The 12,177-nt window shown below is 62.2% G+C and carries 9 protein-coding genes; 3 read left to right on the top strand and 6 right to left on the bottom strand.

Annotation, left to right across the window (positions count from 1 at the left end):
* Positions 1 to 876 carry a metal ABC transporter substrate-binding protein gene (locus tag AB4Z20_RS01070; RefSeq protein WP_253470501.1) on the top strand — a complete coding sequence of 292 codons (876 nt, stop codon included), beginning with the start codon at positions 1 to 3 and terminating at the stop codon, positions 874 to 876.
* A gap of 156 nt (positions 877 to 1,032) precedes the next feature.
* Here the strand turns inward: AB4Z20_RS01070 and AB4Z20_RS01065 are convergent, their stop codons facing one another.
* Positions 1,033 to 1,554 carry a DUF3617 domain-containing protein gene (locus tag AB4Z20_RS01065; RefSeq protein ID WP_214511090.1) on the bottom strand — a complete coding sequence of 174 codons (522 nt, stop codon included), beginning with the start codon at positions 1,552 to 1,554 and terminating at the stop codon, positions 1,033 to 1,035.
* Positions 1,555 to 1,695: 141 nt separating this feature from the next.
* Between AB4Z20_RS01065 and cls the strand changes: the two genes are divergently transcribed.
* Positions 1,696 to 3,135 (top strand): cardiolipin synthase, encoded by a 1,440-nt coding sequence (gene cls / locus AB4Z20_RS01060; protein WP_214511091.1) that lies wholly within the window; start codon positions 1,696 to 1,698, stop codon positions 3,133 to 3,135.
* Here cls and cfaB read toward each other — a convergent pair.
* The 5 genes from cfaB to AB4Z20_RS01035 all read right to left on the bottom strand — a co-directional run bounded on the left by cfaB (position 3,132) and on the right by AB4Z20_RS01035 (position 10,446).
* Positions 3,132 to 4,319, bottom strand: coding sequence for a C17 cyclopropane fatty acid synthase CfaB (cfaB, locus tag AB4Z20_RS01055; RefSeq protein ID WP_442089159.1), 1,188 nt, complete (start codon positions 4,317 to 4,319; stop codon positions 3,132 to 3,134). The genes cls and cfaB overlap by 4 nt on opposite strands.
* Positions 4,320 to 4,503: 184 nt before the next feature.
* Positions 4,504 to 6,423, bottom strand: a complete 1,920-nt coding sequence (locus AB4Z20_RS01050; RefSeq protein ID WP_320389654.1) for a heavy metal translocating P-type ATPase — start codon at positions 6,421 to 6,423, stop codon at positions 4,504 to 4,506.
* A complete protein-coding gene (hflK, locus tag AB4Z20_RS01045) occupies positions 6,420 to 7,472 on the bottom strand; it encodes a protease modulator HflK (protein ID WP_442089158.1) in 1,053 nt (350 codons plus the stop codon). Before hflK ends, AB4Z20_RS01050 begins: the two co-directional genes overlap by 4 nt.
* Positions 7,469 to 8,488, bottom strand: coding sequence for a protease modulator HflC (gene hflC / locus AB4Z20_RS01040; protein WP_253470512.1), 1,020 nt, complete (start codon positions 8,486 to 8,488; stop codon positions 7,469 to 7,471). Before hflC ends, hflK begins: the two co-directional genes overlap by 4 nt.
* The gene (locus AB4Z20_RS01035; protein WP_442089157.1) at positions 8,485 to 10,446 is read right to left on the bottom strand and encodes an SPFH domain-containing protein; all 1,962 of its coding nucleotides are present in this window, start codon (positions 10,444 to 10,446) and stop codon (positions 8,485 to 8,487) included. The genes hflC and AB4Z20_RS01035 overlap by 4 nt, the downstream gene beginning before the upstream one ends.
* Before the next feature lie 221 nt (positions 10,447 to 10,667).
* On the opposite strand from AB4Z20_RS01035, the gene lpdA reads away from it, so the two are divergent.
* Positions 10,668 to 12,068 carry a dihydrolipoyl dehydrogenase gene (gene lpdA, locus AB4Z20_RS01030; protein WP_442089156.1) on the top strand — a complete coding sequence of 467 codons (1,401 nt, stop codon included), beginning with the start codon at positions 10,668 to 10,670 and terminating at the stop codon, positions 12,066 to 12,068.
* Positions 12,069 to 12,177 lie beyond the last annotated feature (109 nt).

The raw sequence follows: 12,177 nt of genomic DNA, 5'->3' as shown, positions 1-12,177 counted from the left end.
ATGCGCGTACTGCTCGTGCTATTCAGTTTGATGCTGTCCATGTCCTTGTCCGCCGCCGAAAAGCTCCAGGTGGTGACGAGCTTCAGCATCCTCGCCGACATGACCCGACAGGTCGGCGGTGAGCATATCCACATCACCAACATGGTCGGGCCGGACGCCGATGCACACACCTACGAACCCACGCCAGACGACGCCAAGGCATTGCTCAAGGCAAAACTGATCATCAAGAACGGACTGGGCTTCGAGCCATGGTTGGATCGCCTGGTGACCAGCACTGAAACCACTGCCCCGGTGATCAGCGCCAGTCGCGGCGTCATCCCGCGCTCACTGGATGAGGATGGCGAGACCATCCCCGACCCGCACGCCTGGCACAACCTGGCGAACGCCGAGCTGTATGTCAGCAACATCACCAAGGCATTGGAAGCTGCCGACCCGGCCAACAAGGCCGACTACGAACGCAACAGCCAGGCATATCTGAAGAAAATCCATGCGCTGCTCGCCGAAGCCAAGGCCAAGCTCGGTGCATTGCCTACCGGCAATCGCAAGATCGTGACCTCCCACGATGCATTCGGTTACCTGGGCCAAGCCTATGGCATCGAGTTCATGGCGCCCCAGGGCTTATCCACAGAGCGTGAACCGTCGGCGGCAGAAGTCGCGGCACTGATTACCCAGATCCGTCAGGCGAAGGTCAAAGCGGTGTTCATGGAAAACATCAAGGACGCACGCCTGCTCAAGCAGATCGCCGACGAGAGCGGCGCGCACATCGGCGGTACGCTGTACTCCGATGCACTCGCCACTAGCGGACCGGCCAGCACTTTTACTGGTCTTTTCGAATACAACCTCAATACGTTGTATGAGGCGCTGAGTCGGCCTTGATCAAGCACTTGTGGCAAGGCTTGCCCTGATCGAGCACTTGTGGGAGCAAGGCTTGCCCGCGATGAACGATAACGCGCTTGGCGGTTGACCAAGTTGCCCGCATCGCGAGCAAGCTTTGCTCCCACAGGTTCACCAAGAGATTACCTCATACCCGATTCAAGCCCTCGGCTTGACCGTCCCGCACTCCTGCCCCAGCCATACCGCGCGCGTGTCGAGGCTGCCGTTCTGCTGGATGCCGGTGGCATTGAACGTGCCGTTGACCTTGGTGGTGAATTCACGATCGCTCTGGAACGTCGCGACGCCATTGCCCTGGGCTTTCGGGCAACTGAAGCGAAACTTCCACTGATTGCCGGTACGCTCGGTGATCTGCTGCTTGCAACCCGATTGCGGGTCTTGCAGCGGAATGTCATTGGTTTGCACCTGAGCCGGGGTCAGGCAGACACGGATGCCTTTACCGCCCATGGTGATGCCCTGCTTTTCCAGCATCGCCCGTTGCTCCGGCGTCATCTGGTTCTGCACCTGGCCCAGGATCAGTTGCAGGTCCGGCAGGTTCTGGTTATCGACCTTCATGTTGCTGGTGGTCAGCTCCCATAAACCCGGCTGGAGCATCTGCGCCTGAGCCGCCATCGGAACCGACAACCCCATTGCCAAGGCCACACCCAGCAGACGAACATTCATTGCATAAACTCCAGAGGACAAGTGGCCGTTAGACGCCGCCCACAGGCTTCGGTTCAGGCCCGGGACGAGTGAATTAAATAGCGACATTCGCCATGGAACATGGTCTGTTAAGCATTGAAACTTCCGGAGCAAGAATGCCCCATGGATTATTTCGGCCCGCATGTTTTCGGTTACCTGATCGCGCTGCTCCACACCCTGGGTTCCATTGCCGCCGTCCACGCTGTATTGACGGTGCGCACGGCCCAAGGCTCGATTGCCTGGGCCCTGTCGCTGCTGTTCATTCCCTACCTGACGTTGATCCCTTACCTGGTTTTCGGGCGCAGCACCTTTGATGGCTACATCAAGGCGCGCCGACAAGCCAACGAAGAGATGCGCAAGGCGATCTCCGAGCTGAACTGGCGGCCGTGGGTTGAAGAAGCTTTGACCGCCCGTGCCTCCCAGGCCTACGACTCGCTACGGGCCATGCCCAAGCTGGGGCGCACACCGTGCCTGGCGAACAATCAGGTGCGTTTGCTCGTCAATGGGCAGGCCACGTTCGAGGCAATCTTCCAGGCCATTGATAACGCACGGCAGGCCGTGCTGATTCAATTTTTCATCATCCACGACGACCGCCTCGGCCTACGCCTGCAGACACTGCTTCTGAAAAAAGCCGCCGAAGGCGTGGCGGTGTATCTGCTTTACGACCGCATTGGCAGCCACTCCCTGCCCCACCGCTACGTCCAGGCGCTGCGCGACGGTGGTGTCCACGTGAAAGCCTTCGCCACCCGCAGCGGCTGGCTCAATCGGTTCCAGGTCAACTTTCGCAACCACCGCAAGATCGTGGCGGTGGATGGCGTTCTAGGCTTCGTTGGCGGGCACAACGTGGGCGATGAATACATGGGCGAAAAGCCGCCCCTGGCGCCGTGGCGCGACACCCATGTCGAAGTCTGCGGCCCGGTGGTGGGGAGTATGCAAGAGTCGTTTGCCGAGGACTGGTTCTGGGCGGCCCGTTCGCTGCCACCGCTGATCCTGCCAGACACCTACCCGGACGACGGTGTGCTCTGCCAGTTGCTGACCAGCGGCCCGGCCGATGCCTACGAAACCTGTTCGCTGTTTTTCGTCGAAGCTATCCATGCGGCCAGCGAGCGAGTCTGGATCACAACGCCTTACTTCATCCCTGACGAAGCGGTGTTCGCGGCCTTGCGCCTGGCGGTGCTGCGCGGGGTGGACGTGCGCATCCTGCTGCCCTCGCGGCCGGACCACAAGATCGTCTACGCCGCGTCCAGCCTGTATGCGTTTGAAGCGGTGCGGGCCGGTGTGCGGATGTTCCGTTACGCGCCGGGTTTCCTGCATCAGAAAGTGGTGCTGATCGACCGGGAAATCAGCGCCATCGGCAGTGCGAACCTGGACAACCGTTCGTTCCGCCTGAATTTCGAAGTCATGCTGCTCACGGTGGATATCCCGTTTGCCACCGAGGTCGAGCAGATGCTTGAGCAGGACTTCGCCCAAGCCGTGGAAATCGACAAACAGGAAAGCCGGGAGACCCACCGCCTGCAGAAGATCGGCATGCGAATCGCCCGGCTTATTTCCCCGATTCTCTAAGGCGTGTAGATGTCGTCGCGGGTCCAGGGCAACTCATGGCTACCGTCGGCGTGGGCCTTCACCGCCAGGATCTGGTGCAAATTGATCCAGCCCTTGGCGAACGCGTAGGCACAGCCGGCCAGGTACAGACGCCAGATCCGCAACGCCTGTTCCGGTACTTCCTTCGCGGCGGCCTCGAGATTGTCCTCCAAGCGTTCACTCCAGTGATCGAGCGTGCGCGCGTAATGCAGGCGCAGGCTTTCCACGTCGACGATCTCCAGCCCCGCTTCGCTGATTTCGGCAGAGATCATCGACAGGTGCGGCAGCTCGCCGTTGGGGAATACATACTTCTCGATGAACTCACCGGCGCCACGACCGACCGGACGACCGTCGGTGTGCTTGGCGGTGATGCCATGGTTCATCACCAACCCGCCCTCCCGCACCGCGCCGAACAACGTCTTGCAGTACTGCTCGAGGTTGGCGTGGCCAACATGCTCGAACATGCCGACGCTGACCACTTTGTCGAAGCGACCGTCCTGGGGCAGGTCGCGGTAGTCCAGCAATTGCAACTCGACCAGATCCTCCAGGCCTTCGGCCTTGACCCGTTCCCGAGCCAGTGCCAGCTGCGCCTTGCTCAGGGTAACCCCGAAGACTTTGGCACCAAACTCCCGCGCGGCGTAACGCGCCAGACCGCCCCACCCGCAACCGACATCCAGCAAATAGTCACCCGGCTGCAATCGCAGCTTGCGGCACAAGTGGCGGAATTTTGCTTGCTGGGCCTGTTCGAGGGTTTCATTGCCCGTCTCGAAATAGGCACAGGAATAGGCCATGTCGCTGTCGAGCCACAGCTGATAGAACGCGTTGGAAAGATCGTAGTGATAGGAAATCGCCTTGGCGTCGGTTTCCTTGTCGTGGAGCGAGCGAACCGGCTGGTTGTCGGCGTCATCCTCGATCAAGGCCTGGCTCCATTCATCGCAGACACGAATGACTTCGTGAATCGAACCTTCGAGTTCCAGTTTGCCTTCGACGAAGGCCGCTCCTAGCGCATCCAGGCTGGGATGGGTGAATTGCGCGACCATTTGTGGGTCCTTGACCACGATCGTGACACTGGGGTCGTCACCCAGTGAAAATTCATGGCCATCCCAGAGCCGCAGCCGAAGCGGTAGATGCAGATTCTGTAAGGCCGGTGGAAGTTGCGCGAGCATGAAAAATCCCCCTTGTTTCAGACGTCTGAAAATGAGGGTAGACCATCATAGAAAAATAGCAGGCTATCGAATTTATAGCCTTTCTCTATCACCGTCCCAAATTCACTCCTTGTGCCGGGTACTGCCAGTATGGGTGCGCCCTCTTCAACAGAGACTGCAAGGGTGACGCACAGTTCGCCAAGGGTTATCCAACGGTTCCCTTCGCTTGGATTTTCAGGAGTGGCTCCTGGAACCGCAGCAATCGCCCTGCATTACCTAACACTAGCAGGGTACTGAGATTGTGCAGCAGCGCGGCGATCATCGCCCCCGCCGCGCCGAGCCAGCCGAAGGCGGCAAAGGCGACGATTGCCAGCGTCCAGCCCAGGCCAATGATCACGTTGACCTGCAATGTGCGCCTGCATTGGCGGCTCAAGCGCACGCAGGTGCCAAGGCGGCGCAGGTCACTGCCGATCAGCACGATGTCTGCCGACGCCAGGGCGATGTCGGCACCGCCTGCGCCCATTGCAACGCCGACCACCCCGGCCTTGAGCGCCAGGGAGTCGTTGATGCCATCGCCCACCACCATGGGGCGGAACCCATGGTCGATTTCGGCCATGACCCGTTTGAGTTTGTCTTCAGGGAGGGCCTGGGCTTGCAAGTCGCCGATGCCGACATCCCGGGCCAGCGTCGTGGCCACGCTCTGGCGGTCGCCGGTCAACAGCAACTGACGTCCCAGGCCCAGCTCGCGCAGCTCGGCCATGGCAACCCGCGCCTCCGGCTTGACGCTGTCGGCCAGCAACAGCCAGGCGAGGAACTGCCCGTCCAGGGCCAGGCCGGCAATCGGGCCGTCGTGCTCCGGGACCGCTGACGTTTGAATGCCCAGTTGTGCAAACAACTCCGGCCGCCCGAGCGCCGCTTCGCCCTGGGCGGTCATCGCGACCACCCCCAACCCCTGGCGCTCATGGATGTCCGTCAGCGCCAGGCAATCTTCCTGTTCCACCAGCCCCGCCAACGCACGACTGACCGGATGACTGCTGGCCGAACCGAGGCTGGCAGCCAAAGGCAGCAGGAACGATGCATGAGCATCCTGGGCATGTTCGATGGATTGCAGACGCAGGACGCCGTACGTCAGAGTACCGGTCTTATCGACAACCAACGACGTCAGGTCCGCCAGTTCTTCCAGGAAGGCCGAGCTGCGGATCAGGATCCCGTGGCGCGCCGCCACCGCGATCCCGGCAATGGCGGTGGCCGGCGCCGACAGCACCAACGCACAAGGGCAGGCGGCGACCAATACCGCCAGCATCGCCTGGGCATCGTTGGTCACGAACCAAGTCACCGCCGCCAGCAACAACACCAGTACCAGGTAACTGCCGGCGTAGCGTTCCAGCAGGCGAGTGATGGGTGGCTTGGAGCGTTCGGCGTTTTGCATCAGGGCGATGACTTTGCCCAGGGTTGATTCTTCGCCGGTCCGGGTCACTTCCAGGCGCAGCAGGCCATCCAGGTTGATCGCGCCACCAAAGACATCAGTACCGACCACAGCCTCCAACGGCACCGACTCACCCGTGATGGGCGCGGTGTCGAGGCTGGCCTGGCCGGATAACACCCGACCATCGGCCGGCACCCGATCGCCAGCGCGCACCTCCACGACATCGCCGGGCTGGAGTGTCGCGTTGTCGACATCGATGATCGAACCGTCGGCCTGCACCTTGCGACCTTGGCTGCGGGTCAGTTGGCCAAGGGCATGGATCGCCTCCTGGGAGCCAATGACGCTGCGCTCTTCCAGCACATGCCCGAAGATCATGATGATCGGCAACAACGCCGCCGTCAGCAGATCGCCGGTGGCCCAGGCACCGAGCATCGCCAGGGCGATGAGTTGGTCGGTAATCCCGTGCAGGCTTGGGTAACGCAAGCTGTACCAGGCCGAACGCATCACCGGCACCGCCACCAACAGCGAGGCGAACCCCAACAGCAGTTGGCTGACACCGCTCTGCTCCGGCGACCAACCGCGCCATACCAGGCCCAATGCGAGCAAGCCGAGGGCGAGCATCGCCAAGGTCAGTTGTCGGGCGGCGATGCGTTGTTCCGTCGAGGACAACATCGGTGCAGCGCTGGTTTGGGCGGTCATTGTCCGGCTCCCTGGATGATCAGGCGGGAATCGTCTTTCGGATCGACCGTGGTCACTGAACCGGCCTGGCGAAGGATGGCAGGCATGCGTTCGCGATACAGGCGCAGCAACATCTGCGGATCGCTGCCTTGGGTCTTCGCCAAGCCGAGCACCGTGGCCGTGTCGGCCGAAGCCTTGGCGAGTCGTTCGCTGGCCTGGGCATGGGCGACTTGCACTGCACGGTCGGCATCTTGGCGGGCGACCTGGCTGAGTTTTTCGGCTTCGGTGCGCGCGTTGGCCACGGCTTTATCGGCCTGCTGGCTGGCCGTCAGCACCGCGTTGAAGGCACTGACCGCCGGCCCCGGCAAACTCGATTGCACATCGACCCGCACCACTTCGATACCCAACCCCTGCCCCGTCGCCGCCAGGTCAGCCAGGCGTCGGTTAAGCCCCTGCACCAGATCGCCACGCAAGCGTTCACGGCGTTCAGCCGCCTGGCTGTCGCTGCCCATCAGTTCGGGGCGAGCCACCAGAATGGTGTCCAGGTCCCGGGCTGCAGTCAGGGCCACGGCACTGCGGGTCGCCAACCGGTCCAATGCCGGCAGGACATGTTCACCTTGCAAGACGAAGGAATAAGGGTCGGTGACTTTGTAGAACACCCGTACATCCAGTTGCACCACGCCGGCATCACCGGTCAATAAATAACCAGAGCCGGCCAACGCATCGCTGACCGGCGTGGCGAAACTGGCAACACGATCGGCTTGCAGGGCCTCATCCGAGCGCAGCAGATTTTCCACACGCCGCTCAAGCACCCGATCCGCAGCGGGCAGCAAGACCACTTGTTCCACAGGACGAGGCCACGCCAACAAGAGGCCGGCATTCTGAATGCGATCCAAGGCGCCAAAGTGCAGCACCACCGCACGATTCTGCGGATCGATCTGCCGCACGTTGGAAAAGACCCAGGCCAACGCCGCCAGCACCGTGACGGCGTAAAGCGCAAGAAATGCCAGGCGTCCGGCCTGGATCCACGGACTGGATAACTCGTTTGTTCCACGTGGAACCAAACTCATGGCTGTGTTCCACCTTTGCCGTCCACGGAAATTGGACCGTCCACCAGGACACGGAATGGCGCCGCATCGGTGCGCAAAATCAGCTTCGTACCTGGGCTGACAATGGTGCCCAAGGTGTCCAACGAACGGAGCAGGTTGTAGAGCTGCGGGGAGCCCGCGTATGCCCGGCCATAGATCTCGGCCGCTTCTACCCGCGACTGTGCTTCGATATCCGCAGCTTTCACCGTGGCATCGGCTTGCAAGACTCGCGCATCACGCTCTGCGGCGGAACGAATCTGTGCCGCTTCGCGTTTGCCGATGGCGGTGCGTTCGGTGGCGATGGTCTCACGCTCGGCACGCATGCGATCCACCGTCGCCGTCAGCGTCACCGAGGGCAAGGTCAGGCGCTCAACGCCAACTTGCAACACGCGCACGCCATAAGTGGTGAGCAACTGTTGATCGATCTGCTGACGCAGCTGAGCTTCGAAATCGGCGATGCGCACTTGGCTGGCGTCGGTGTTGACCAGGTTCGCCAGGTCAAAACTGGCGGCGGTGGTTTCCAGCGCCGAGCCGACGAAGGTGCGAATCTGCCGTGCGGCTTCGTCCGGTTGGTTCTGCACCGCGCGCATGAAACGCTGCACGTTTTCCGGGTCACCCTGCACCTGCCACGCCACGTAGGCCTGGACGATGATCCGCAGGCCATCACGGGTGCCGACATCCTGCAAGCCGCTGGACGTGGTGCGCAACCGCAGGTCCACCGGGATCGCCGCCTCGAACGGCGCCGGCCAGCGCCAACCCAAGCCAGGTTGCAGCAGCACCCGCGCCGGATTACCGAAACGAGTGATGACCGTGGCCTCCCCCGAGCGCACTTGCACCAGGCTTGCGGCCGCAATGGCAAACGCCACCAGCAACGCCGCCCAACCCATCCGCCGCCACGGGAACGGACCGGCCTGCTGCGGATCGCCATGATGGTGGTGATGATGACCATGGTGATGACCGGCGTGGTCGTGGTGATCGTGTGAAGAGGACTGGCTCAATGGGCAGCTCCTGGCGGGACAGGGTTACGCGGCGACGCGGGGTCTGCCGGCAGCGTGAAGGTACGCAAATCGATGGTCGGCGCGTTGCCGCTGCCGCCCAGGCGATGATCGAGAATCAGCAACCGGGCATTGGCGAGGCCCTGGCTGAGTTGGCCCAGATAATGCTCCAGCACAAAAGCGTGCCCCGCCGTGGCGTAGGCTTTGCGGTCGGCACTGAAGCGCAGGTCAGCGGCCTGGGCAGTCGCGTTGATTTCCCGGGCGGTGGCCGTGGCTTGGTCATGGGCGACGCTGGCTTGCAATTGCGCCTGGTTGGTCTGTTCCGCCGCCGCGCCGCGCTCTCGGGCGATCAATGCCTGCGCGCCGATCTGCGCCGCCTGCACGCCGTGGTAGGCATTGGCCGCACCAGCCGGTGGATGAATCGCCTCCACAACCGTCGCCAGGATTTCCACACCGCTATCGAGCGATTGCAAATCAGCCTGGACGGCGCGACCGATTTCGTCGGCGAGGCTGACACGGTCCGCGCCCAGCAAACCATCCAGCGTGCGCGACGCAAACTCATGCACCAGGATGCGGCTGGCGGTGCTGCGGATCAGCGTCGGCACATCGGCGCTGTTGTAGGTCGCCGCCAACGCCGCGGCGTCGGTCAGGCCGATGCGGTAGACAAAGCGCACGTCCATGTTGACGATCTGGAAGCTCTGCTGGTCGGCACGACGACTGGCAATGACCTGGGACTTGTCGTTCACATGGCTGGCGTCCCACAACCGATTGGCGATTGCCGGCGCCGGCCCCTCCGCCGGTTCAGCCTCGACCACTGCCCGACTCTCCGCGACGCTAGTCGCCAGTTCATGCACAACACCATTCTCGACGTTGAGCACCCTGCCCCACGGCCAAGGCAACGCGACATGCAAGCCAGGGCCGAACACCTCCACCGGTTTGCCAAAGCGCTCATAGATGCCACGCCCCTGCAGCGGCACTTCGTGCACGCCCGTCAACAACCAGCCCACCAGCACCACCAGTGCCAACACCGGCAAAAAAGCCCGGCGCATGTAGCTGAAGGCCCAGATCTGGCGCAGGTCGATGCCAAAACGGTTGTGCAGTTCATGTTGCAAGGCCAGCAACGGTTGCGGCGGCCAGCGCAGCAGATCGGCGATGACACTGCGGCCCAGCAGCGTCGGTTCCAGGGCGTCCCGGCGCGGGATGAATAACGACAGCACCGCACGCAGCAAAAACTCGGCCGCCACCACGCCCGGCAACAGCCCCATCAGCACGGCCAGGCGCATCGGCCAGATGGACGTTTCTGCGGCGAACAACAAACACAAGGCGCCGAGCACCAGCACGATGATCGCCACCCGCGTCAGTTGCGCCAGCGACGGCGCTTCCGGCCATTCCACCGGAGATTGCTGGGCCAATTGCCGCTCGAACACCAATAGTCCGAACGCCAACAACAACGACAACACCGCCCCCACACTGGCCGAGACACCGAGGGCTGCAGCCGGCAGTTGCAAATTCCAGGCTTGCTCCAGGCCCAGCAATACCAGCACTGACCACCCGGCCAACCACAACGCAGGCGCACCGATCTGTTTCAGCAGGCCGACTCCGCGAGCGCCAATTCGCTCCAGCAGCCGCTCATACCAACCCAGGTTATCAATAGGCTCGTTTTCCGCAGGCAGGTTATCCACAGCTGGCAGCAGCGCGCTGCTACGCCATTGCGTGACCCACCAGGCCGATTGCAAACCCGCCACCAGCACCAAGAGTCCCGCGCCTTGGCTGACCAGCAAAACCGGCCATAGCGAGTGTGGCGAAAACACCCCGATAAAAAACGCCAATACCAAGCCCAAGCCCGCCGCGCTTCCCAGGCCGAAGGCGATCTGCTTCAAACGGCGCCCCTGAAACGACGCGCGCTGAAAACGCGGCCATTCGGCCACCTGTGCCCCCTCGACATCAAGATCGACTTGCATACCACCCCAGCACTCGTGGCGATCAAAATCTGGGCCCGTGGACAGATGCCACCGACGCTTCGTTATATGCCGTTACCTTATAACGATTCCTGTGAAATTTCCGTTTTGAATTCTTCATGCCAAGGCCTGCGCCGGCCTCTTGACTTAAGCCTTGACCGAAATCTCTGGAAACGCTCATATTACGTACATAATTTTTTATCAGGCCAAGCGGGAGAACAGCAATGAGCAACTACGACGTGATCATTCTGGGCGGCGGGCCCGGCGGGTATAACGCGGCGATTCGGGCCGGGCAGTTGGGGTTGAAAGCCGCCTGTGTCGAAGGCCGAGCCACCCTGGGCGGCACCTGTCTGAACGTCGGCTGCATGCCCTCCAAGGCCTTGCTGCATGCCTCGGAGCTGTACGAAGCCGCCACGGGAGCGGAATTCGCCAACCTGGGCATTGAAGTCAGCCCCACCCTCAACCTTGCGCAAATGATGAAGCAGAAGGACGAAAGCGTGGCCGGCCTGACCAAGGGCATCGAGTTCCTGTTTCGCAAGAACAAGGTCGACTGGATCAAAGGCTGGGGCCACATCGACGGGCCCGGCAAGGTGACCGTTACCGGCGACAATGGCACCAAGACCCAACTCAGCGCCAAGGACATCGTCATCGCCACCGGCTCGGAACCCATGCCCCTGCCAGGCGTGACCATCGATAACCAGCGCATCCTCGATTCCACCGGCGCCTTGTCCCTGAGTGAGGTGCCCCGGCATCTGGTGGTGATTGGCGCCGGCGTCATCGGCCTCGAATTGGGTTCGGTCTGGCGGCGCCTGGGTGCCCAGGTGACCGTGGTGGAATACCTCGATCGCATCTGCCCGGGGGTGGACGGCGAAGCGGGCAAGACCCTGCAACGGGCCCTGGGTAAACAGGGCATCCAGTTCAAGTTGAGTTCGAAGGTCACCGGAGCCATTCCCTCGGCCAGCGGCGTGCAACTGCAGATAGAGCCGGCGGCGGGCGGCGAAGCACAGACCCTGGACGCCGATTACGTACTGGTCGCCATCGGTCGTCGGCCTTACACGCAAGGGTTGGGGCTGGAGAACGTCGGGCTGAGCACCGACAAACGCCGCATGCTCGCCAACCAGCATCACCGGACCGAAGCGCCCGGCGTCTGGGTCATCGGTGATGTGACGTCCGGACCGATGCTGGCCCACAAGGCCGAGGACGAAGCCATGGTCTGCATCGAACAGATCGCCGGCAAGGCCGCCGAGGTCAACTATGCGCTGATTCCCAGCGTCATCTACACCCGTCCGGAACTGGCCAGCGTCGGCAAGACCGAGGAACAGCTCAAGGCCGAAGGCCGTGCCTACAAGGTCGGCAAGTTCCCCTTCACCGCCAACAGCCGAGCCAAGATCAACCATGAGACCGAAGGGTTCGCCAAGGTCCTGGCCGATGAACGCACCGATGAGATCCTTGGCGTGCACCTGGTAGGCCCGAGCGTCAGTGAGATGATCGGTGAATACTGCGTGGCCATGGAGTTCAGCGCCTCAGCCGAGGACATCGCCCTGACCTGCCACCCACACCCTACCCGCTCGGAGGCTTTGCGCCAGGCGGCGATGAATGTGGAGGGGATGGCGACGCAGATGTAGGGACACGCCCCACTGGCGATAACACCCCCACCTGTGGGAGCGAGCTTGCTCACGATGGCTGCATTGCAGACGCTACAAAGGCGTATGTAATGGCCTCATCGCGAGCAAG

Source organism: Pseudomonas sp. KB_12 (assembly GCF_052114545.1).
Lineage (GTDB): Bacteria > Pseudomonadota > Gammaproteobacteria > Pseudomonadales > Pseudomonadaceae > Aquipseudomonas > Aquipseudomonas brassicacearum.
The sequence above is the reverse complement of the archived record's forward strand: the minus strand, read 5'-3'. Positions and strand labels throughout refer to the sequence as shown.

Excerpts from the sequence above, each read along its gene's own strand:
- AB4Z20_RS01070 (WP_253470501.1), top strand. The coding sequence starts at position 1 with ATGCGCGTACTGCTCGTGCTATTCAGTTTGATGCTGTCCATGTCCTTG.
- AB4Z20_RS01065 (WP_214511090.1), bottom strand. The coding sequence starts at position 1,554 with ATGAATGTTCGTCTGCTGGGTGTGGCCTTGGCAATGGGGTTGTCGGTT.
- cls (WP_214511091.1), top strand. The coding sequence starts at position 1,696 with ATGGATTATTTCGGCCCGCATGTTTTCGGTTACCTGATCGCGCTGCTC.
- cfaB (WP_442089159.1), bottom strand. The coding sequence starts at position 4,319 with ATGCTCGCGCAACTTCCACCGGCCTTACAGAATCTGCATCTACCGCTT.
- AB4Z20_RS01050 (WP_320389654.1), bottom strand. The coding sequence starts at position 6,423 with ATGACCGCCCAAACCAGCGCTGCACCGATGTTGTCCTCGACGGAACAA.
- hflK (WP_442089158.1), bottom strand. The coding sequence starts at position 7,472 with ATGAGTTTGGTTCCACGTGGAACAAACGAGTTATCCAGTCCGTGGATC.
- AB4Z20_RS01035 (WP_442089157.1), bottom strand. The coding sequence starts at position 10,446 with ATGCAAGTCGATCTTGATGTCGAGGGGGCACAGGTGGCCGAATGGCCG.
- lpdA (WP_442089156.1), top strand. The coding sequence starts at position 10,668 with ATGAGCAACTACGACGTGATCATTCTGGGCGGCGGGCCCGGCGGGTAT.